The following is a 20,951-nucleotide window of genomic DNA, read 5'->3' as shown; positions in this document are numbered from 1 at the left end:
GGCCGATGGTCGACGTGGTGCTGCGGCCGATGACCGCCGCCGACGCCGACCGGGTGCTGGCCATCTACCAGGCCGGTTTGGACGGCGGGCAGGCCAGCTTCGAGACGCTCGCGCCCGACTGGGCGTCCTTCGACGCCGGGCGGTTGCCGGCGCACCGGCTGGTGGCGGTCGACGGCGAGGCAACGCTGCTCGGCTGGATCGCCGTCTCGCCCACCTCGACCCGGCCGGTGTACGCCGGGGTGGTGGAGCACTCCGTCTACGTCGACCCGGCGGCGCGGGGGCGGGGCGTGGCCCGGCTGCTGCTCGACGGTCTGATCACCTCGACCGAGGCGGCGGGCATCTGGACCATCCAGTCCGGTGTGTTTCCGGAGAACCTCGCCAGCCTGGCGCTGCACGACCGGGCGGGTTTCCGGGTGGTCGGCGTCCGGCAGCGGGTGGGCCGCCACCATGGCCGCTGGCGCGATGTCGTGCTGTTGGAACGGCGCAGCCCCGTCGTCGGCTGAGCCGCGTCAACCCCGTCGTCGGGGGAGCCGTGTTAACCCGGTCGTCGGGGGAGCCGTGTTAACAAGGGCCCCTTCCTCTACCGGAGGCGTTAGGAAGGGGCCCTTCCTTACCGGTCTACGGGTATTGCTTGAGGTAGACGGGGGCGCCGACGCGGGTCATGTCGGCGGCCTCGCCGACCCCGTTGACCACGTGGTCGATGGTGCCGGCGCTGAGGTTGACCGTCATGATGTGCCGTAGCCGGATGCCGGGGCGTACCGGCACCTCGAAGCCGTTCTCGGTCCGGATCGACGGGTTGTTCTGGTTGAACACGTACACCCCGCCGCCGTGCAGGGTGTGCTGCCGGACCCGGTCGCCGACCTTGTAGCCGGCCCACCCGTTGGTCTTGCCGTTGTGCCAGTCGGCCTGCGTCGGCGGGTCGTACGGCAACTCGTTCTGGTAGAGGATCGTGGTGCCGTGCTCACCGTTCCACACGGTGTTGTACCGCTGGAAGTGCTCGACGAAGAGGCCGGTGGCGGTCACGTGATCGCCGTTGACGATCACGCCGTAGCGCCCGGTGTTGGTACGCCAGCGGTCGGTGTCGCCGTTGACGCCCTCGGTGAAGCCCTCGACGCCGTGGTCGCCCCGCCACACCCAGGTGTGGTCGATCAGAACGTGGTCGCTGTTGACCTCCAACGCGGTGTCCGTCTTGCCGATGTGCGGCCCGCCGACCCGGAAGTACACGTCGGAGAGCGTGGTCGGGTTCTTCGGCGTGCCACGGTCGGGGCCGCTCTTGCGGCCGACCCGCAGCAGCACCGGTGACTCCTTGAGCCCGGCGTCGATGGTGACCCCGGCGACCACCACCCCGGGTACGCCCGCGATGTCCAGCGGCACCGACCCGTTGACGGCGGTGAGGGTGGCGTGGCCGATGCCGAGGACGATCGTGTCCGGTCGGCGTACCTCGATGCTGCGGGCCACGTCGTACACGCCGGGGGTGAGCAGCAGGTGCTTGCCCCGGGCGAGCTGGGCGTTGATCACCTGTACCGGGTCGGACGGCCTGGCGACGAAGAAGTCACCGATCGGGATGCTCCGTCCGGGCGTCAGGCCGTTGGCCCAGGTGATGCCCCGGGTGTCGCGGCGGGCGGCGGGTACCCGGACCTGGTACTTGCCCTTGGCGTCGACGAACAGGTACGGCTTCTCCCGGCTGACCGGGGTGCGGTCCAGGGTGGTGTACGGCGGGTCGGGGAAGCCGGCGTCGTCGGGGGCGCCGACCACACCGGAGAACACCTGGTTCCACACCCCGTTGGACCAGCTTTCGACCTCGCTGTCGCGGGTCAGCCACTGTTGCTGGGAGCCGTTGGTGGTGGCCGGCAACCGGGAGTCGGCGATGAAGCCGCCGCTGGCGTACTGCGGTCCGTTGGTGCAGTAGTCCATCAGCGACAGCCCGCCGCCGCTGATGTCGAGCCGGCGCATCGACACCGCCTGGGACACCGCCCAGAAGTTGGCCGTGGCGCGGCAGTCGTCCTGGCCGGCGGCGTTGACGTGCAGCGAGAGGTTCGACAGCGTACGCCAGAAGTTGACCAGCGCGATGCAGTTGCCGGTGCCGCCCTCGGTGAGGCAACGGTTGTACGCCTCGATCTTGCCGTTGATGACCACGTCGGTGGGGGAGGCACCCAGCCCGGAGATCTCCGTGTAGTAGCCGACCTTGATCTGCAACGGCTGCTCGTCGGTGCCGTACCGGCCGGGCCGGAACAGGTAGGCGTGCCGGGTGGTGCCCATCTCGTTGTCCACCTGTGCGGCGTGGGCCGCGTCGAGGACGGCCTGGATCCGGCTGACCGGCATGCTCGGGTCGAAGATCGTGACGTGGGGCCCGAGGTCGGGGGTGGTCGGTCGCGGCGGACCGGCGCTGACCGGGGTGTTGGTGGCCACCGCGGTGGTGGCCAGCACGAGCCCGAAGGCCAGTGCCCGGCCGAGCCGTCGACGGTGTGGTGGTGGAGTCGGCATGGGTGCGTCCTTCCCGTCGGGTTGCGGCCCGACGACGTGGTGGATGCGGCGTGAGAGCGCTCTCTCGCCGCGCCGGACCGGTGCCACGGTGGTGGAGAAGTGGATTGAGATCTTTCTACCCCGTAACGCCGCCGCGCGCCATGCCCGCGTACCGAATCGGACGCCGGTGCGCGACTCCGTTCCGGCGCGATGGCGGGATCCCGGTGTAACCGGCCACCGCCGATCCGCCGGAACGGAGTCGACGGCGTCAGCTACTCGCGGGCGCGGACCGGCCGGCACGTCGTCGGGCCACGAAGCCCAGCACGACGTCGATGACGAGGAAACCGAGCAGCGTCACCCCGAACCACGGCAGGGCCCAGCCGAGCGCGGCGACCACCGGCACGCCAAGCAGCAACGCCCACCACGGCACGTTACGCAGGGCACCCCGGGCGGGCGGGGCGCCGACCAGCGCCCGCCGGTCCGCCCGGGTGGGGCGGCGCTGCCACCACATCCGGTAGCCCCAGACCACGACGCAGAGCAGGCCGACGGCGATGGCGGCGAGCAGGATCTGGTTGACCGGGCCGAAGAGCAGACCCATGTGTGCCTGGATGCCGAGCGCGCTGAGCTTGGCCAGCAACGGCCAGTCGGCGAAGTCGCTGCGCGCGGTCACCGCACCGGTGTCAGGGTCGACGGCCACCCGGTCCCGCCCGACCGGCCAGGTGTTGTCGGTCTGGCCGACCGCCCAGGCGTCGCCGGCCTCGCCGGGGCTGATCTCGACCGGGCCGCCCAGCCCGGCGTTGCGGGCCGCCGCCAGCACCCGGTCGAAGGTCGCCGGGTCGGCCGCCGCCGACGGTGCCCCGCCGTGCTGATGGTCCCCGCCACCCGTGGCAGGAGCGCCGGTCAGGCTGGTCGACAGGGCCGGGCGGCCGGCGTCGAGCGCGGTCAGGCCGGCGGCGAAGTTCTCCCCGGCGAACCGGGACCAGGTCAGCCCGGTCGCCGAGAGTCCGAGCAGTCCCACGGCGAGCCAGACACCGAGGGTGGCGTGCCAACCCCGGGTCCGCCGTACGCCCCGCCCGGTGGTGAGATCCGGCACCAGCAGGTGCTTCACCCGGCTCCGGCCGGCGCTGCGGCGCCGCCACCACAGGATGATGCCGCCGAGCGCCAGCACCCACAGCCAGCTCGCCGCGATCTCGGAGTAGTGCCGCCCGAACTCGCCCAGGTGCAGGTTGCGGTGCAGGTCGTCCAGCCAGGTGGTGGCGGGCGTGGAGCCGAACCAGGTGGTCAGCTGCCCCTTCACCTCGCCGGTGTACGGGTCGACGTAGACGGTGTGCTGCCGGTCGCCCAACTCGGGCAGCGCGAAGACCACCTGGGTCGTCCGGTCCCCGGTGCCGGGGGACACGGTGACCAGGCTGCCGTCCGGGTGGGCGGCCTGCGCCGCGACGATCTGCTCGGCCAACGGTCGCGCCTGCTCGCCGACGGTGGCGACGGTCAACTGGTCGCCGTAGAGCACGCGATCCAACTGCGGCGTGACGGTGTACGCCAGACCGGTCAGCGCGGCGACCACCAGGAACGGGGCGACCAGGATGCCGGCGTAGAAGTGCAGGCGGACCAGGAGCGCGGCCAGCGGCGACGGGCGCCGCTGCGGGCGGTTCGGCGGCGCTTCGGCGGTGGACGGGTCAGGGCCGGGGGAGGGTTCCGGCGTGGGTGTGCCGGGTACTTCGGTCAGAGACATGCACTTTTCCGATCGGAGTAAGGTTCTTTGGTGCGGACCTGGCCCGTGCCCTTCGGGTCAGTGGTTGCTGCCGTCGCCCGGATGCCCGCCGCTTGAGCACCTAGTCGGACGCCGGCCCGCACCAGTTCCCGCCACCTGAACCGGACTCGCCCCCGAGCGCCGGTGATCCACTCGGTTGGGTCGGAGTTGCGGTCAGCGCAACCCCGGCGTGGTCGGGTCAGACGGCAGGAAGGCCGACGTAGTTCTCGGCGAGGCTGGTGGCGTACGCGGGGGAGGTCGTCACGTAGCGCAGGGTCGCCGACTGGAGCTTGGCCTCGTACGGGTCGTCGGCGTCGAGGCGGTGCAGCATCGAGGTCATCCACCAGGAGAACTGCTGCGCCCGCCAGACCCGACGCAGGGCGGTACGCGAGTAGTCGTCGAGCAGGTCGGTGCCGCCGTCGGCGTACCAGGCGGCGAAGGCGTCCCCGAGCAGCGCCACGTCGGCCAACGCCAGGTTCATGCCCTTCGCGCCGGTGGGCGGCACGATGTGCACGGCGTCGCCGGCCAGGTACAGCCGCTGCCACTGCATCGGCTCGACCACCAGGCTGCGCAGCGGGGTGATGGACTTCTCCAGCACCGGCCCCTCGTTGAGCGTCCAGTTCGGCACCGTCTCCAGGCGGGTCCGCAGCTCGGCCCAGATCCGCTCGTCGGGCCAGTCGGCGATGTCCTCGTCGGCGGGGACCTGGAGGTAGAGCCGGGAGATCTCCGGCGAGCGCATGCTGTAGAGGGCGAAGCCCCGTTCGTGGTGGGCGTAGATGAGTTCGTCCACCGCCGGTGCGGCGGCGGCGAGTACGCCCAGCCAGGCGAACGGATAGGTGCGCTCGTAGGTGCGCAGTACGCCGTCGGGGACGGCGGCCCGGCTCACCCCGTGGAAGCCGTCGCAGCCGACCACGAAGTCACAGTGCAGCTCCTCGTCGCGCCCGTCGTGCCGGTAGTGCACCACCGGCGCGGATTCCAGGCCGGACAGCCGGGTCGCCGCGGCCTCGAACAGGATCGTGCCACCGGCGGCGAGCCGGGCGGCGATCATGTCCTTGACCACCTCCTGCTGGCCGTACACGGTGATCGCCCGGCCGGTCAGCTCGGTCATCGGCACCCGGTGCGACTCGCCGTCGAAGCGCAGCTCGATCCCCTCGTGCCGCATCCCCTCGCGGTCCAGGCGGGCCCCCAGGCCGGTGTCGCGGAGCAGGTCGACCGAGCCCTGTTCGAGCACCCCGGCGCGCAGCCGGTGTTCCACGTACTCCCGGCTGCGGCTCTCCAGCACCACCGAGGAGATGCCGTGCCGGTGCAGCAGGTGCGACAGCATGAGACCAGCCGGTCCCGCTCCGACGATGCCGACCTGGGTACGCATCCGTGCCTCCTCGATCCTCCCGCCGACGACCTCGCCGCCCGCGCTGAGCCTGCCTGCCGCTGGGCTGGCCTCAGCCTGCCCGCTGCCGGCCCGGGGCGCCGCTGTCGGTTTCCGTCCAGTGGAAGGCGGGTTCTGCCGCTGCGCCGCTCGCCTGCCGCGCATCGTACGGTTGCTGGGCCTCGACCAGCCGGGCCGCCACCTGGTCGGCCGCCGCGCGTAGCGCCGGGACCAGCCGTTGCGGTGCGGCACCGAGGCTGTGCCCGACGACGCCGATGGCGGCCAGCACGGTGCCGTCGGGTCCGTGCACCGCCACGGCGACCGAGCAGGAGCCGAGGGTCATCTCCTCGTGGGTGCGCGCCCAGCCCCGCTCGCGGACCGTGGCCAGCTCACGGGCGAGTCGGCCGGGCTCGGTGACGGTGTACGGGGTGCAGCGGCGCAACGGCTGCCGCAGGTGCGCGGCGACCACCTCCGGTGGGGCGTACGCGAGCAGCGCCTTGCCGACTCCGGTGGCGTGCAGTGGCAGGCGGCCCCCGGCCCGGGAGATGGTCGGCACCGAGCGGTGGCCGGTGACCTTCTCCACGTAGAGCGCCTCGTCGCCGTCGCGGACCGCCAGGTGCACGTTCTCCCGGACCGTGGTGTACAACTCCTGGAGGTAGGGCAGCGCCACCTCGCGCAGTTGACCGTGCAGTGGGGAGAGCAGACCGACCTCCCACAGCCGTACGCCGATGCGGTAGGTGCCGTCGGCGGCGCGGGCCAGGGCCCGGCCGCCGACCAGTTCCGCGACCAACCGGTGGGTGGTGGCCAGCGGCAGGCCGCTGCGCCGGGCGATGTCGCTGAGCGTCAGCGCCGGGTGGGCCGCGTCGAACGCGCCGAGCACGGCCAGCACCCGCGACGTCACCGACGCGCCGGGGGAGCGGCTTCCGCCCGCCATCGCTGGCCCCGACTCAGAACGGGTACCGGGTGATGTCACCCTGCATGGTCAGCCACTGCGTCTCGGTGAACGCCGCCACGTTCGCCGCCGGCCCACCGAACCGGGAGCCGGTGCCGGAGGCGCCGACCCCGCCGAACGGGGCCACCGCCTCGTCGCTGACGGTCTGGTCGTTGATGTGCACGATGCCGCTCGGGATCCGGTCGGCCAGCGCCATCGCCTTCATCACGTCACGGCTGAGGATGCCCAGCGACAACCCGTACTCGGTGTCGGCGGCCAGCGCTGCGGCCTCGTCCAGGTCGGTGAAGCTGAGCACCGGGGCGACCGGACCGAAGACCTCCTGCGCGTACGCCGGAGTGGCCGGGGTGACGTCGGCGAGCACCGTCGGGCGGTAGAACAGCCCGTCGTAGCGGCCACCGGCGGCCAGCCGGGCGCCCGCGTCGACGCTCGCCGTGACCAGCGCGTGGATCTTGTCGCGCTGCGCCTCGTCGATGATCGGCCCGAGCGCCACCCGCTCCTTGCCGGGGTCGCCGACGGGCAGGTGGTCGGCCTTCTCGGCGAGGGCGTCGACGTACCGTTCGGCGAGGGTGGCGTGCACCAGGTGCCGGCCGGTGGTCATGCAGATCTGCCCCTGGTGCAGGAAGGAACCCCAGGCGCCGGCCGAGACGGCGAGGTCCAGGTCCGCGTCGTCGAGCACCACCAGGGCGGAGTTGCCGCCCAGTTCCAGATGCGCCCGCTTGAGGTGCCGGGCGGCGGCCTCGCCGACCTTGCGGCCCGCCGCGGTCGACCCGGTGAAGCTGACCACGCGTACGTGCGGATCGGCGACCAGTGCCTCGCCGGTCTCCGCCCCGCCCGGCAGCACGTGCAGCAGCCCGTCGGGCAGCCCGGCCTCCTCGAAGACGCGGGCCAGTGCCAGCCCGCCGGACACCGCCGTGCGGACGTCGGGCTTGAGCACCACCGCGTTGCCCAGCGCCAGTGCGGGCGCGACCGAGCGGATGGCCAGGATCAGCGGGAAGTTGAACGGGGAGATCACCCCGACCACGCCGACCGGTCGCCGCCGGGCCAGGCTCAGGCGCGGCTGCGCGCTCGGAATGATCTCGCCCAGCGGATGCGAGGCCAGCGCCGCCGCCTCGTAGCACTCCTGCGCGGCGGTGGCGGTCTCGACGCCGGCCTTCGGCGGGATCGACCCGGCTTCGCGGACCAGCCAGTCACCGACTTCGGTGGCGTGCTGCTCCCACAGTGCGCCGGCCCGGCGCAGCACGGCGGCCCGGTCGAGGTAGCTGGTGGCGGCCCAGGCGCGCTGCGCGGCGGCGGCCCGCGCGCCGGCCCGGGCGACGTCCGTGGCGTCGGCTACGCCGACCTGGCCGATCTCTTCGCGGGTGGCCGGCGAGCGGACCGGGGCGCTGCCGCCGGCCGCCTCCACCCAGCCGTCGCTGTAGATCGTGCCGTGCCAGGTGCCGGTGTCGAGCAGGGGCATGGTGATCCTCCTTGCGGCTGGGTGATGGTCCGGAGGAGAGTTGGCAGGCTGTTCGCAACCCGAACGATCGTTCTCATTCAGAACATTTCACGGGCTCTCTGGCGAGTCAACCGATGCCCGCGACAAATCTGCGGGCCGGATCGGGCGCGTTGACGGATCCCGGCGCCGGGCATTACGTTCGAGATGTGTACGCGAGTCCGCATGCCGAACACCGGCGGCGGGCGCTGGACCCGAGAAGGCGGGAAGGCTGATGGCGAAGCTCGTCTCGCTGGCCGACGGTGTGGCGGAACTGGTCCGCGACGGCGACACCGTGGCGCTGGAAGGATTCACCCACCTCATTCCGTTCGCCGCCGGTCACGAGATCATCCGACAGCGACGGCGCGAGCTGACCCTGGTCCGGATGACTCCCGACGTCATCTACGACCAGCTCATCGGCGCCGGCTGCGCCCGTCGCCTGGTCTTCTCCTGGGGCGGCAACCCCGGCGTCGGCTCCCTGCACCGCTTCCGCGACGCCGTGCAGAACTCCTGGCCGGTGCCGCTGGAGCTGGAGGAGCACAGCCACGCGGGGATGGCCAACCGGTACGTCGCGGGCGCCAGTGGCCTGCCGTTCGCCGTGCTGCGCGGCTACACCGGCACCGACCTGCCCCGGCACACCACCAACATCCGCCCGATCGACTGCCCGTTCACCGGGGAGACGCTGACCGCGGTCCCCGCCCTGCGACCCGACGTGACCGTGGTGCACGCCCAACGCGCCGACCGCGCCGGCAACGTGCAGATGTGGGGCATCACCGGGGTGCAGAAGGAGGCGGTGCTGGCCGCCGAACGGTCGCTGGTCACCGTCGAGGAGATCGTCGACGAACTGGATCCGGTACCCGGGCAGGTGATCCTGCCGGGCTGGGCCGTCACCGCGGTGGCGCACGTCCCCGACGGTGCGCACCCGTCGTACACCCAGGGCTACTCGGTGCGGGACAACGACTTCTACCGGGCCTGGGACGCGATCAGCCGGGAACGGGCCAGCTTCCAGGACTGGATCGCCCGGCACGTGCTCGACGCGGAGGTTCCGGCATGACCGCCGACTACAGCGCCGACGAGATGATGACCGTCGCCGCCGCCCGACAGTTGCGCGACGGCACCGCCTGCTTCGTCGGCATCGGGCTGCCCAGCACCGCGGCGAACCTGGCCCGGGTCACCCACGCCCCGAACCTCGTGCTCATCTACGAGTCCGGCTGCCTCGGCGCCAAGCCCGACCGGCTGCCGCTGTCCATCGGCGACGGCGTGCTCGCCGACACCGCCGACGCGGTGGTCTCCGTACCCGAGGTCTTCAACTACTGGCTGCAACCCGGGCGCATCGACGTCGGATTCCTCGGCGCCGCGCAGCTCGACCGGTACGGCAACATCAACACCACGGTCATCGGGGGTGACTACACCGACCCGAAGGTCCGGCTGCCCGGTGCCGGCGGCGCGCCGGAGATCGCCGCCTCCTGCGGCGAGGTGGTGGTCATCGTCCGGCAGAGCCTGCGTACCTTCATCGACCGCGTCGACTTCGTCACCTCGCTCGGCTACGGCGCCGGGCCGGGTGACCGGGCCCGGCTCGGTCTGCGCGGCGGCGGACCCAAGACGGTCATCACCGACCTCGGCGTCCTCGAAGCCGACCCGGTCAGCTGCGAACTCACCCTCACCCGGCTGCACCCCGGCGTCACCGTGGACCAGGTCCGCGCCGCCACCGGCTGGCCCCTCGCCGTCGCCGACGAACTGGCCACCAACGAGCCACCCACCGCCGACGAACTCGCCATCCTGCGCGCCCTGGAAGCCACCAAACAGGCAGTGCCGTCATGAGCGAGCGTCAGCGAGTGAATCGTCGGTTCGGTGCGGTTGTGCCTCATGGCGGCACGCAGCGAAGCGGAGTGCCGTCATGAGCCGCGATGTGTACGTGCTGGACGCGGTGCGGACCCCGATCGGCCGGTACGGGGGCGGCCTGGCCGGCGTACGCCCCGACGACCTCGCCGCCCACGTGGTCCGCGAGATCGTCGGCCGCAATCCGGGGCTCGACCCGGCCCGCATCGACGACGTGCTGTTCGGCGACGCCAACGGCGCCGGTGAGGACAACCGGGACGTGGCCCGGATGGCGGTGCTGCTGGCCGGACTGCCGCCGTCGGTGCCCGGCGCCACCGTCAACCGGCTCTGCGGCTCCGGGCTGGAGGCGGTGATCGGCGCGTCCCGGGCCATCGCCCTTGGTGACGCCTCGATCTGCCTCGCCGGTGGAGTGGAGTCGATGAGCCGGGCGCCCTGGGTGCTCGCCAAGCCGGAGCAGGGCTACCCGCGCGGGCACGAGACGCTGCACTCCACCACGCTGGGCTGGCGGCTGGTCAACCCCCGGATGCCCGAGCAGTGGACGGTGCCGTTGGGCGAGGGCGCGGAGATCCTCGCCGAGCGCTACGGCATCACCCGCGACGCCCAGGACGAGTTCGCGCTGCGCAGCCACCAACTCGCCGACCGGGCCTGGCACGACGGCGGGTACGCCGACGAGGTGGTCGTGGTGCCCGGCACCGACGTCGCGCGGGACGAGAGCATCCGGCCGACCACCACCATCGAGGCGCTCGGTCGACTCAAGCCGGTGTTCCGGCCGGATGGCACGGTCACCGCCGGCAACTCGTCGCCGCTCAACGACGGGGCGAGCGTCCTGCTGCTCGCCGATGCCGCCGGTGCCGAGCGGGTCGGCCGCGCACCGCTGGCCCGGATCGTCTCCCGGGCGGTGACCGCGATCGAGCCGCAACTGTTCGGCATCGGCCCGGTGGCCGCCGCCGAGCAGGCGCTGGACCGTGCCGGACTCGGCTCGGCCGATCTCGACGTCGTCGAGCTGAACGAGGCCTTCGCCGCGCAGTCGCTGGCCTGTCTGGCCCAGTGGCCCGAACTCGATCCGAAGATCGTCAACCCGCAGGGCGGAGCCCTCGCCCTCGGCCACCCGCTCGGCTCGTCCGGGTCGCGGATACTCGGATCGTTGGCCTGGCAGTTGCACCGTCGCGGCGGTGGCCGGGGGCTCGCCGCGATCTGCATCGGGGTCGGCCAGGGGCTGGCCGTCGTACTGGAAGCCTGAAGGGGAGCGAACCCAATGAGCGAGACCACCCGGAAGCTGGTGCTGCCCGGCTACCGGCGCGACGACGTCGAGGCCCACCCGCCGCTGCTCAGCCCCGGCTACGGCTCCACCGTCACCCGTGCCCCGCAACAGCCGCTCAGCTATCTGCCGCAGCGGCTCACCGAGATCACCGGGCCGCTGCTCGGTGAGGGGCGCCTCGGTGAACTCGACCACGACCTGACCCGCCAGCACGACGGTGAGCCGCTCGGGCAGCGGATCATCGTGCACGGCCGGGTCGTCGACGGCGACGGCCGGGCGGTGCCGCACACCCTGGTGGAGATCTGGCAGGCCAACGCCGCCGGCCGCTACCGACACGCCATCGACAACTGGCCGGCACCGCTGGACCCCAACTTCACCGGGGTCGGCCGGGCCCGCACCGACGCGCAGGGCCGCTACCACTTCGTCACCGTGCAGCCCGGCGCCTACCCGTGGCGCAACCACGACAACGCCTGGCGGCCGGCGCACATCCACTTCTCGCTGTTCGGCCGGGCGTTCACCCAGCGGCTGGTGACCCAGATGTACTTCCCCGGCGACCCGCTGTTCTTCCAGGACCCGATCTTCAACTCGGTCCGCGACCCGCAGGCCCGCGAGCGGATGGTGGCCCGCTACGACCACGCCGCCACCCGTCCCGAGTGGGCGTTGGCCTACCAGTTCGACATCGTGCTGCGGGGCCGGGAGGCGACCCCCTTCGAGGATGAGGACGACGATGAGTGAGCGCCGGGGCGTCACGCCCGCCCAGACCGTCGGGCCGTACCTGCACATCGGCCTGGTCTGGCCGGACGGCCGGTACGTGGTGCCCGAGGGCACCCCGGACGGCTTCTGGATCCGGGGCCAGATCTTCGACGGCACCGGCGCCCCGGTGGTCGACGCGCTGGTGGAGAGCTGGCAGGCCGACCCGGACGGCCGCTTCGACCACCCCGACGACCCGCGTGGCGCCCGCCCGGCCACGGTGCCCGGCTTCCGTGGCTTCGGCCGCGCCGAAACCGACGCCCACGGCCGGTACGCGCTGCACACCCTGCGGCCCGGACCGCTGCCCACTCCCGAGGGGGAGACCGAGGCACCACACCTGAACCTGTCGGTGTTCGGCCGTGGCCTGCTGCACCGCCTGGTCACCCGGATCTACTTTCCGGACGAGCCGGCCAACGCCACCGACCCGGTGTTGCGTAGCGTCGACCCCAGTCGCCGCGACACGCTCGTGGCCCGGCCGTCCGCCGACGGCTACCAGTTCGACATCCGCCTACAGGGAGAGCATGAGACCGTCTTCTTCGCCGTCTGAGGCGCTGCTGCGCGGGCTCTCCGGCACCCCGGAGGTCGACGTCGAACTCGACGACCAGCGGCTGCTCCAGGCGATGCTGGACGTGGAGGCCGCACTCGCGTACGCCGGTGCCGACGTCGGTCTGCTGCCCGCTGCGGTCGCCGACGAGATCGCCCGGCACTGTCGCGCCGACCGGTACGACCCGGCGGCGCTCGGCGCGGCCGCCGACGCCGCCGGTAACCCGGTGGTGCCGCTGGTCCGGCAGTTGACCGCCGCCGTCGCCGAACCGGCCCGCCCCTGGGTGCACCACGGCGCCACCAGCCAGGACGTGCTCGACAGCGCCCTGGCGCTGGTGGTGACGCGGGCCGCCGTACCGCTGCTGGGGCTGCTCGACACCGCCACCGACGCCGCCGCCGGTCTGGCCCGTGCCCACCGCGACACCGTCATGGTGGCCCGCACCCTCGGGCAGCAGGCGGCCCCCACCACCTTCGGCCTCAAGGCCGCCGGCTGGCTGTACGGCCTCGACGCGGCGCGCACCCGGCTGGCGGGGGCGTGCGCCGCACTGCCCGCGCAGCTCGGCGGAGCCGTCGGCACCCTCGCCGGGTACGGGCCGGCCGGGCCGGCCATGGTGCGGCGGTTCGCCGACCGGCTCGGCCTGGCGGCGAGCCCGCTGCCCTGGCACACCCACCGCCAACCGCTCCTCGACCTGGCCGCCGCCCTCGGTGGGCTGCTCGCGGCCACCGGCAAGATCGCCCTCGACGTCGGCCTGCTGGCGCAGACCGAGGTGGCGGAGGTGACCGAGGGGGGCGAGGGACGCGGCGGGTCGTCGGCGATGCCACACAAGCGCAACCCGGTCGACTCGGTCCTGGTCAGCGCCGCCGCCCGGCGCGGCCCCGGACTGCTGGGCACCCTGTTCGCCGCCGCCACCCAGGAGCACGAACGGGCCACCGGCGGTTGGCACGCCGAATGGGAACCGCTGCTGGAGTTGGTGCACCTGACCGGTGGCGCCGCCGCCCGCACCGCGCGGATGCTGACCGGCCTGCGCGTACATCCGCAGCGGATGCGGGCCAACCTCGACGCCACCGGTGGGCTGCTGCTCGCCGAGGCCGTCGCCACCCGCCTGGCACCGGCGCTGGGCCGGGCCGCCGCACACGACCTGGTCGCCCGGGCCGCCGCCGGCACCTCCTTCCGGGCCGCCCTGCTCGCCGAGCCCGAGGTCCGGGCCCACCTGTCCGTGGCCGACGTCGACGCGGCTCTGGACCCGGCCGGCTGGCTCGGCAGCGCCGGTGAACTGGTCGACCGGGCCCTCGACCGACACCAGAGGAGCACCGGGTGACCGATCGCCTGCACGCCACCGTGGACGGCCCGCCCGACGCGCCGGTGCTGGTGCTGGGTAGCTCCCTGGGCACCACCGGCGCCATGTGGCAGCCGCAACTGGCGACACTGGCCGCCCGGTTCCGGGTGGTCCGTTACGACCACCTCGGTCACGGCGGCTCGCCGGTGCCGGCCGGGCCGTACCGCATCGGGCTGCTCGGCCGGAAGGTGCTGGAGTTGCTCGACGACCTGGAGGTCGGGTCGGTGCACTATGCCGGGCTCTCCCTCGGCGGCATGGTCGGCATGTGGCTGGCCGCGCACGCCCCCGACCGGATCGACCGGCTCGCCCTGCTCTGCACCTCGGCCTGCCTGGGCCCGGCCGACGGTTGGCGGGCCCGGGCCGCCAGCGTCCGCGCCGGCCAGTTGGGCGCCATCGCCGACACCGTGGTGTCCCGCTGGTTCACGCCCGGCTTCGCCGCCGCCCAGCCCGACACGGTCGCCCGCTACCGGGACATGCTCACCGCCACCCCGCCGGCCGGCTACGCCGCCTGCTGCGAGGCGATCGCCGACATGGACCTGCGCACCGACCTGGCGGCCGTACGCGCACCGACCCTGGTGATCGGCGCCGCCGACGATCCGGCCACCCCGCCGGAGCACGCCGTCGACATCGCCGAACGGATCCCGTCCGCGCGGCTGGTCGTCCTGGCCGACGCCGCACACCTGGCCAACGTCGAACAGCCCGCCGCCGTGGCGGATCTGCTCGGCGCCCACTTCGAGCCGGAAGGCGGGACGAGCCCGTGACCGACCAGCAGCGACACGACGCCGGAATGGCGGTCCGGCGGCAGGTGCTCGGGGACGCGCACGTCGACCGGGCGGTGGCCAACACCGACGAGTTCACCGCCGACTTCCAGGATCTGATCACCCGCTACGCCTGGGGCGAGATCTGGACCCGGGACGGCCTGGACCGGCGCACCCGCAGTTGCATCACCCTCGCCGTGCTCGCCACCCTGCACCACGACGAGGAACTGGCGATGCACGTGCGGGCCGCCTTGCGCAACGGGCTGACCCCGCAGGAGGTCGGGGAGGTGCTGCTCCAGGTCGCCGTCTACGCTGGCGTACCGGCCGCGAACCGGGCGTTCAAGGTGGCTCAGGAGACCCTGCGGCAGGAGGCCCAGTGACCGACGCGGCGCGATCGGGGGAGTTCGTCCAGTCCCTGGAGCGTGGCCTGGCCGTGATCCGCGCGTTCGACGCCGAGCATCCCCAACTCACCCTCAGCGAGGTGGCCCGGTCCACCGGGCTGACCCGGGCCGCCGCCCGCCGGTTCCTGCTCACCCTGGTCGAGTTGGGCTACGTACACACCGATGGGCGACTGTTCGCGCTGCGCCCACGCATCCTCGACCTCGGCTACGCCTACCTGTCCAGCCTGAGCCTGCCCGAGGTGGCCCAGCCGCACATGGAGGCGCTGGTCGCCCAGGTGCACGAGTCCTGTTCGGTGTCCGTCCTCGACGGCGACGAGGTGGTCTACGTCGCCCGGGTGCCCACCAAACGGATCATGACGGTGGGGATCAGCGTCGGCACCCGGTTCCCCGCGTACGCCACCTCGATGGGGCGGGTGCTGCTGGCCGCCCAGCCGGCGGACTGGCTGGACGACTATCTCGCCACGGCGCAGCTGCGACCGTTGACCCGGCGCACCATCACCGACGCGGCCAAGCTGCGTACCACCCTGACCCGGATCGCCACCCAGGGCTACGCGATCGTCGACCAGGAGTTGGAGGAGGGCCTGCGGTCGCTGGCCGCGCCGATCCGTGGCGAGAACGGTTCGGTGATCGCCGCGGTCAACGTGTCCGCGCACGCGAGCCGGGGCACCTTCGAGACGATCCGCCGGGAACTGCTGCCACCGTTGCTGGCCGCCGCCCGGCGCATCGAGGAGGATCTGGGCGCCGGCCCCCGCCGGTAGCCGCTGCATGGTCGGGCGCCCGCGCGAGGTGTCCCACCCGGGTCTGAAGCAGTGAGCCGCGCAGGTCAGCGGCCATCGGGCGAATCGGCCCGGGGCGGCCGTTCGGCGTACCACCATGTGGTGGGCGACGAACGGGGGCGACGTGCACGAACTGCTGCTGATCATCACGCTGGGTGTCACCGTGCTGATCGGTACGACCATCGGCGGCCGGTACCGGGTCGCCCCGCCGGTGTTGCTGATCTGCTTCGGGGCGCTGCTCGCACTGTTGCCGCCGTTCGGGCATGTGGTGCTCGACCCGGAGGTGGTGCTGCTGCTGTTCCTGCCGGCGATCCTCTACCGGGAGAGCCTGACCACCAGCCTGCGGGAGGTCCGGGCGAACATCGTGGTCATCGCCCTGCTGGCGGTCGGGCTGGTCGGCGTCACGATGGTGGCGGTGGCCCTGGTCGCGCAGCGCCTCGGCATCGACCCGGCGGTGGCCTGGGTGCTCGGCGCGGTGCTCGCCCCGACCGACGCGGCGGCGGTCGCCGGGCTGGCCAAGCGGATGCCCCGGCGGCTGCTCACCACCCTGCACACCGAGAGCCTGATCAACGACGGCACCGCGTTGGTGCTGTTCGCCGTCGCGTTGGGCCTGCTCGGTGGCGGCGCGGCACCGAACGCCTTCGAACTGGTCGAGCGGGTCGGCCTGTCGTTCCTCGGCGGCATCGCCGCCGGCCTGCTGGTCGGCACCGTCGTGATCCTGATCCGCAAGCGGCTGGACGACCCGCTGCGGGAGGGCGCGATCAGCGTACTCACCCCGATCGCCGCCTTCTTCCTCGCCGACGCGATCCACGAGAGCGGGGTGCTCGCGGTGGTGGTCTCCGGGCTGATGATCGCCTACGCCAGCCCTCGGGTGATCCGGGCCCGCTCCCGCGTGCTGGCCCTGTCGTTCTGGGACCTGACCACCTTCCTCATCAACGGCGGACTCTTCGTGCTGGTGGGGATGCAGATCCCCCGGGCGGTACGCGAGGTCACGAGTCTGTCGCTGCTGCGCGCGATCCTCATCGCGGTGGTGGTGGCCGTGGTGCTGGTGGTGGTCCGGATGCTCTGGCTGCACCTGACGGCCACCGCCGCCCGACTGCTGGACCGGCGCAGGATCGGACGCGAGCGTCGGGTCAACTGGCGGATCCGTACCGTCGCCGGCTGGGCCGGGTTCCGGGGTGCGGTGTCCCTGGCGGCGGCGCTCGCGGTTCCGTTGACCGTCAACGGTCGACCGGTACCGGACCGTGACCTGATCATTTTCTGCGTGGCGGCGGTGATCCTGCTGATCATGCTGGTGCAGGGCACCACCCTGCCGCTGCTCACCAACTGGGCCGGGCTCACCGGGGACCCGGAACGCGCCGACGAGAAGCGGCAGGCGCAGCTGCACGCCACCCGGCAGACGCTGCACGCCCTGCCGGACATCGCCGACCGGGTCGGCGCCGACCCGGACACCCTGCGGCGCCTCCAGGACGAGTACGAGGGTCACCTCGACGCGGTGGAGTCGGAGTCCCAGGACGAGACGGCGGCCGCGCGGGAGGTCGAACGGCAGCTTCGCCTGGCCGCGCTCGACCACAAGCGGCGCGAGATCACCCGACTACGGGACCGCCGGCAGATCGACGACGCCGTGCAGCGTGAGTTGGAGGCGCGGCTGGACGTCGAGGAGATCCGCCTGCTCGGACCACGGACCCTCGAATGACGCCGCCCGTGCTCAGGTCGCGGTGCCGACACCGACCGGTAGCGCCAGCGCCACGGTGAGGTCGAGCAGGCTACGCGGGTCGCTGAGTCGCTCTCCGTACAGCTGGCGCAGCTGCCCCATCCGGTAACGCACCGTCTGCGGGTGGACGAACAGGTCGGCGGCGATGTCGTCGCGTCGCCCCTGGTGCAGCAGCCAGGAACGCAGCGTCTCGGTGAGCCGCTCCGCGGTGGCCGCGGGCAGTGCGGCGAGCGGTTGCAGGACCCGGGCGCGCAGGTCCGCCAGGGCCTCCATGTCGGCGCTGAGCAGCAGCTCGGCCAGGTGCCGGTCGGTGTCCAACGGCTCACCGTCGGCGGGCTGGACGATGTCCAGGTCGGCCGTCCGCAGCACCCGGCGGTAGGACGAGCAGGCCCGCGCCCAGGGGCGGGCCGGCCCGAGCACCGCGCGGCGGCCGTGCAGCACCCGGGCGAGCTGCCGCCGCCGGTCGCCGTGCATGTCCGGCACCAGCAGGACCGCCTTCTCCTCGCCGGGTTCACCGGCGGGCAGATCCTCGCTGCTCTCCAGGGTGTGCTCGTCCAGCAGCGCGAGTGCGCCGCGCAGCTTGGCCTGCGGCAGCAACGCGACGGTGAGGGTTTTCGGGATCGGCCAGTCCGCCCGCTGCGCGCTGCGCAGCAGCACGTCCTCCGGCTCGCCGGCGAGCAACTGCTCGGTGAGCCGTTCCAGGTTGCGTCGCCGCGCCCGGCCGACGCTGGCCAGCTCGTCGGCGTGCCCGGCGACGCTGGCGGCGGAGAGTTCGTCGATGTAGGCGAACATCAGCTCGGCGAACTCCGCGACGGTGGCGGCGGGCAGCCCGATCGCCACGGTGGCGGCGGCCATCTCCCGCCAGGAGACCCGGGCGCCGACCCGGTAGGCGGCCAGCAGCGCGTCCACGCTGCGGCCGGACCGGGCCTCACCGCTGCCGAGGGCGTACGCCGCCTCCAACGCCGGCACCAGCGGAGTGCTCGGGTCGGTACCCTGGGCTCGTTCGAGCAGCTGGAGGAAGGTACCCAGCGCGATCTGCACCGCGTTTTCGATCTTGTCCCGCATCTGGCCGGTCAGGGTGCCGGAGTAACTGGGTACCTCGGCCGTGATCGCGCTGACCGTCCGCCCGGCGACCAGCGGTAGGCGGTCCCGCAGTTCGCGGGCCACGCGCTGGTCCAGCTCGAGGCGGGCCGCCTGGTGAGTGGTTCCGGAGGGATCCGCCACGTTGTTCTCCCCGCACAAAAGGGATGGATTGCTTTACCTTCGCTGGCCAAGATTTTATGCCAGCACGCCGCGACCATCGTCGTATGACCGCCACCGTTCCGCCACCGGGCACGAAAGGGTCCCTCCGGCGCCGCCTGTGGCGGCTCGCCGAGACGGTGACCACGCCGGTACTGCCCGGGGACTACCTCGACCTGGTCGCCCCGCTACGGGCCGGCGCCGACCTGCGCGGCCGCATCGTCGCCGTACGACCGGAGACCCCGGACGCGGCGACCGTGCTGATCCAGCCCGGCCGCAGCTGGCGCGGGCACCTGCCGGGCCAGTACGTGCGGCTCGGCGTCGACGTCGACGGCGTACGCCAGTGGCGGGCCTACTCGGTGACGTCGGCGCCCGGACGGCGGTCCGACCCGATCTCGGTGACCGTCAAGGCGATCCCGGACGGGGTGGTCAGCAACCACCTGGTCCGCCGGGTGCGGCCCGGCACGATCGTGCAGCTCGACCAGGCACGCGGCGACTTCGTCCTGCCCGAGTCGGTGCCGTCGCGGGTGCTGTTCCTCACCGCCGGCAGCGGCATCACCCCGGTCGCCGGGATGCTGCGCGGTGGCGCCCTGGCCGGCAGCGACGTGGTGTTGATCCACTCCGCGCCCACCCCGGCCGACGTGGTGTTCGGCGCGGAACTGCGCGACCTCGCCGCGCGCGGCGTGATCCGGCTGGTGGAGCGGCACACCGAGATCGACGGCCTGCTGGACGTGGCCGAGCTCGACGCCCTGGTCCCGGACCACCTGGAGCGCGAGACCTGGGCGTGTGGCCCGCTCGGGCTGCTCGACGCGGTCGAGCAGCACTGGGCCGCGCGGGGGCACGCCGACCGGCTGCACACCGAACGGTTCCGGCCGACCATCATCACCGCTGGCGACGGCGGCACCGTCACCTTCACCCGCTCGTCGGTGACCGTGCAGGCCACTGGCGCCACCCCGCTGCTCGACGCCGGCGAGAACGCCGGGGTGTTGATGCCCTCGGGCTGCCGGATGGGCATCTGCTTCGGCTGCGTGCTGCCGCTGCGCCAGGGCGCGGTCCGCGACCTGCGCAACGGGCAACTCACCACCGCTCTGCCGGGCGACGGCGTACGCGTGCAGACCTGCGTGTCGGCCGCGGCCGGCCCGTGTGAACTCGAGATCTGATCGGAGAACGTCGACGTGACCGTCATCCAGAACAAGGCCGACAACCCGATCGCGCACCTCAGCGCCGAGGACATCGAGAATCTCGGCAAGGAACTCGACGCCATCCGGGAACGAGTGATCAACGACCGGGGTGAGCGGGACGCCGCCTACATCCGCAAGGTCATCTCCACCCAGCGCAAGCTGGAGGTCAGCAGCCGGGTGGTGCTGCTGTTCTCGCTGTTCCCGCCGGCCTGGATCGTCGGCACCGCCGGGCTGGCGGTGGCCAAGATCCTGGAGAACATGGAGATCGGGCACAACGTCCTGCACGGCCAGTGGGACTGGATGCGGGACCCGAAGATCCACTCGACCGCCTGGGAGTGGGACCACGCCACCCCGGCCGAGCAGTGGAAGCAGTCGCACAACGAGCTGCACCACCGCTACACCAACGTGGTCGGCAAGGACAACGACCTCGGCTACGGCATCATGCGCGTCGACGAGGACCAGCCCTGGCACCCGGCCTACCTGGGCCAGCCGTTCTACAACTTCGTCAACGCCTGCTTCTTCGAGTACGGCGTCGCCGCGTACGACCTGGACCTGGGGCAGAAACTGAAGAACGGCGGGCACAAGGATCCGGTGTTCCGGGCCCAGCTGCGCGCCGCCGGCCGGAAGATCCGCCGCCAGGTGCTCAAGGACTACCTGCTGTTCCCGCTGCTGTCCGGCCCGTCGTTCTTCCACACCATGGCCGCCAACTTCACCGCGAACCTGATCCGCAACCTGTGGAGCCACTCGGTGATCATGTGCGGGCACTTCCCGGAGGGCGTGGAGACCTTCTCGAAGACCTCGATCGAGGGTGAGACCCGGGGCGAGTGGTACCTGCGGCAGATGCTCGGCTCGGCCAACATCAGCGGCAGCCGGTTGATGCACATCATGACCGGCAACCTGTCGTACCAGATCGAGCACCACCTCTACCCGGATCTGCCGAGCAACCGCTACCAGGAGATCGCCCCCGAGGTACGCGCACTCTTCGACCGTTACGGGCTGAAGTACACCACCGGCTCGCTGCCCCGGCAGGTCTTCTCGGCCTGGAAGAAGGTCTTCCGGCTCTCCCTGCCGAACCGTCGCCGCCCGGAGATCTCCGAGGACCGCCCGACCCCGACGCTGGTGGCCGCCGGCACCTGATCCCGCGCGGACTGCG

At 72.5% G+C, this 20,951-nt stretch carries 18 protein-coding genes and 2 pseudogenes; 13 read left to right on the top strand and 7 right to left on the bottom strand.

Features of this window, described 5'->3' with window-relative positions; genetic code table 11:
* The first annotated feature begins 5 nt into the window (after positions 1-5).
* Positions 6-503: a GNAT family N-acetyltransferase gene (locus E0H26_RS01665; RefSeq protein WP_131299970.1), complete on the top strand. Its 498-nt coding sequence runs from the start codon at positions 6-8 to the stop codon at positions 501-503.
* A 115-nt stretch (positions 504-618) separates the two neighbouring features.
* Here E0H26_RS01665 and E0H26_RS01660 read toward each other — a convergent pair whose 3' ends face one another.
* The 5 genes from E0H26_RS01660 to E0H26_RS01640 form a co-directional block, all read right to left on the bottom strand.
* Positions 619-2,484: an adenylyl cyclase gene (locus tag E0H26_RS01660; protein WP_131299967.1), complete on the bottom strand. Its 1,866-nt coding sequence runs from the start codon at positions 2,482-2,484 to the stop codon at positions 619-621.
* 247 nt (positions 2,485-2,731) lie between these two features.
* Positions 2,732-4,195, bottom strand: a complete 1,464-nt coding sequence (locus E0H26_RS01655; RefSeq protein WP_131299964.1) for a PepSY-associated TM helix domain-containing protein — start codon at positions 4,193-4,195, stop codon at positions 2,732-2,734.
* Positions 4,196-4,412: 217 nt separating this feature from the next.
* Positions 4,413-5,582, bottom strand: a complete 1,170-nt coding sequence (locus tag E0H26_RS01650) for a 4-hydroxybenzoate 3-monooxygenase (protein WP_131299961.1) — start codon at positions 5,580-5,582, stop codon at positions 4,413-4,415.
* A 70-nt stretch (positions 5,583-5,652) separates the two neighbouring features.
* Positions 5,653-6,513, bottom strand: a complete 861-nt coding sequence (locus E0H26_RS01645) for an IclR family transcriptional regulator (protein ID WP_240741957.1) — start codon at positions 6,511-6,513, stop codon at positions 5,653-5,655.
* A 13-nt stretch (positions 6,514-6,526) separates the two neighbouring features.
* Entirely contained in the window at positions 6,527-7,987 is a 1,461-nt protein-coding gene (locus E0H26_RS01640) for a benzaldehyde dehydrogenase (RefSeq protein WP_131299958.1), read from the bottom strand.
* Positions 7,988-8,237: 250 nt separating this feature from the next.
* On the opposite strand from E0H26_RS01640, the gene E0H26_RS01635 reads away from it, so the two are divergent.
* The 10 genes from E0H26_RS01635 (at position 8,238) to E0H26_RS01590 (ending at position 17,360) form a co-directional block, all read left to right on the top strand.
* Positions 8,238-9,056: a CoA transferase subunit A gene (locus E0H26_RS01635; protein ID WP_131299956.1), complete on the top strand. Its 819-nt coding sequence runs from the start codon at positions 8,238-8,240 to the stop codon at positions 9,054-9,056.
* Positions 9,053-9,823 (top strand): CoA-transferase subunit beta, encoded by a 771-nt coding sequence (locus E0H26_RS01630; protein WP_131299953.1) that lies wholly within the window; start codon positions 9,053-9,055, stop codon positions 9,821-9,823. The genes E0H26_RS01635 and E0H26_RS01630 overlap by 4 nt, the downstream gene beginning before the upstream one ends.
* Positions 9,824-9,899: 76 nt before the next feature.
* Complete coding sequence (locus tag E0H26_RS01625; protein WP_131299950.1) at positions 9,900-11,081, top strand: thiolase family protein; 1,182 nt, start codon at positions 9,900-9,902, stop codon at positions 11,079-11,081.
* A gap of 15 nt (positions 11,082-11,096) precedes the next feature.
* Positions 11,097-11,834 (top strand): protocatechuate 3,4-dioxygenase subunit beta, encoded by a 738-nt coding sequence (gene pcaH / locus E0H26_RS01620; RefSeq protein WP_131299947.1) that lies wholly within the window; start codon positions 11,097-11,099, stop codon positions 11,832-11,834.
* Positions 11,827-12,396 carry a protocatechuate 3,4-dioxygenase subunit alpha gene (gene pcaG / locus E0H26_RS01615; RefSeq protein ID WP_131299944.1) on the top strand — a complete coding sequence of 190 codons (570 nt, stop codon included), beginning with the start codon at positions 11,827-11,829 and terminating at the stop codon, positions 12,394-12,396. Before pcaH ends, pcaG begins: the two co-directional genes overlap by 8 nt.
* On the top strand, positions 12,371-13,711 hold the full coding sequence (gene pcaB, locus E0H26_RS01610; RefSeq protein WP_131299941.1) for a 3-carboxy-cis,cis-muconate cycloisomerase: 1,341 nt from the start codon (positions 12,371-12,373) through the stop codon (positions 13,709-13,711). The genes pcaG and pcaB overlap by 26 nt, the downstream gene beginning before the upstream one ends.
* Complete coding sequence (gene pcaD / locus E0H26_RS01605) at positions 13,708-14,490, top strand: 3-oxoadipate enol-lactonase (RefSeq protein ID WP_131299939.1); 783 nt, start codon at positions 13,708-13,710, stop codon at positions 14,488-14,490. Before pcaB ends, pcaD begins: the two co-directional genes overlap by 4 nt.
* On the top strand, positions 14,487-14,867 hold the full coding sequence (gene pcaC / locus E0H26_RS01600) for a 4-carboxymuconolactone decarboxylase (RefSeq protein WP_131299936.1): 381 nt from the start codon (positions 14,487-14,489) through the stop codon (positions 14,865-14,867). The genes pcaD and pcaC overlap by 4 nt, the downstream gene beginning before the upstream one ends.
* Entirely contained in the window at positions 14,864-15,646 is a 783-nt protein-coding gene (locus E0H26_RS01595; RefSeq protein ID WP_131299933.1) for an IclR family transcriptional regulator, read from the top strand. Before pcaC ends, E0H26_RS01595 begins: the two co-directional genes overlap by 4 nt.
* Positions 15,647-15,788: 142 nt before the next feature.
* Positions 15,789-17,360 carry a Na+/H+ antiporter gene (locus tag E0H26_RS01590; protein ID WP_206024794.1) on the top strand — a complete coding sequence of 524 codons (1,572 nt, stop codon included), beginning with the start codon at positions 15,789-15,791 and terminating at the stop codon, positions 17,358-17,360.
* Positions 17,361-17,372: 12 nt separating this feature from the next.
* Here E0H26_RS01590 and E0H26_RS30530 read toward each other — a convergent pair.
* Both E0H26_RS30530 and E0H26_RS01585 read right to left on the bottom strand, forming a co-directional pair.
* Positions 17,373-17,705: pseudogene (locus tag E0H26_RS30530) on the bottom strand (helix-turn-helix domain-containing protein); the annotation flags it as partial.
* A 65-nt stretch (positions 17,706-17,770) separates the two neighbouring features.
* A pseudogene (locus E0H26_RS01585) lies at positions 17,771-18,602 on the bottom strand (RsbRD N-terminal domain-containing protein); the annotation flags it as partial.
* 83 nt (positions 18,603-18,685) lie between these two features.
* Between E0H26_RS01585 and E0H26_RS01580 the strand changes: the two are divergent.
* Entirely contained in the window at positions 18,686-19,777 is a 1,092-nt protein-coding gene (locus E0H26_RS01580) for a ferredoxin reductase (RefSeq protein WP_131299927.1), read from the top strand.
* Between the two features lie 15 nt (positions 19,778-19,792).
* The gene (locus E0H26_RS01575; RefSeq protein ID WP_131299925.1) at positions 19,793-20,935 is read left to right on the top strand and encodes a fatty acid desaturase family protein; all 1,143 of its coding nucleotides are present in this window, start codon (positions 19,793-19,795) and stop codon (positions 20,933-20,935) included.
* The last annotated feature ends 16 nt before the right edge of the window (positions 20,936-20,951 follow it).

This window comes from Micromonospora zingiberis, from assembly GCF_004331455.1.
Lineage (GTDB): Bacteria > Actinomycetota > Actinomycetes > Mycobacteriales > Micromonosporaceae > Micromonospora > Micromonospora zingiberis.
The sequence above is the reverse complement of the archived record's forward strand: the minus strand, read 5'-3'. Positions and strand labels throughout refer to the sequence as shown.

Coding starts and splice junctions, on each gene's coding strand:
- E0H26_RS01665 (WP_131299970.1), top strand. CDS start 6: ATGGTCGACGTGGTGCTGCGGCCGATGACCGCCGCCGACGCCGACCGG.
- E0H26_RS01660 (WP_131299967.1), bottom strand. CDS start 2,484: ATGCCGACTCCACCACCACACCGTCGACGGCTCGGCCGGGCACTGGCC.
- E0H26_RS01655 (WP_131299964.1), bottom strand. CDS start 4,195: ATGTCTCTGACCGAAGTACCCGGCACACCCACGCCGGAACCCTCCCCC.
- E0H26_RS01650 (WP_131299961.1), bottom strand. CDS start 5,582: ATGCGTACCCAGGTCGGCATCGTCGGAGCGGGACCGGCTGGTCTCATG.
- E0H26_RS01645 (WP_240741957.1), bottom strand. CDS start 6,513: ATGGCGGGCGGAAGCCGCTCCCCCGGCGCGTCGGTGACGTCGCGGGTG.
- E0H26_RS01640 (WP_131299958.1), bottom strand. CDS start 7,987: ATGCCCCTGCTCGACACCGGCACCTGGCACGGCACGATCTACAGCGAC.
- E0H26_RS01635 (WP_131299956.1), top strand. CDS start 8,238: ATGGCGAAGCTCGTCTCGCTGGCCGACGGTGTGGCGGAACTGGTCCGC.
- E0H26_RS01630 (WP_131299953.1), top strand. CDS start 9,053: ATGACCGCCGACTACAGCGCCGACGAGATGATGACCGTCGCCGCCGCC.
- E0H26_RS01625 (WP_131299950.1), top strand. CDS start 9,900: ATGAGCCGCGATGTGTACGTGCTGGACGCGGTGCGGACCCCGATCGGC.
- pcaH (WP_131299947.1), top strand. CDS start 11,097: ATGAGCGAGACCACCCGGAAGCTGGTGCTGCCCGGCTACCGGCGCGAC.
- pcaG (WP_131299944.1), top strand. CDS start 11,827: ATGAGTGAGCGCCGGGGCGTCACGCCCGCCCAGACCGTCGGGCCGTAC.
- pcaB (WP_131299941.1), top strand. CDS start 12,371: ATGAGACCGTCTTCTTCGCCGTCTGAGGCGCTGCTGCGCGGGCTCTCC.
- E0H26_RS01580 (WP_131299927.1), top strand. CDS start 18,686: ATGACCGCCACCGTTCCGCCACCGGGCACGAAAGGGTCCCTCCGGCGC.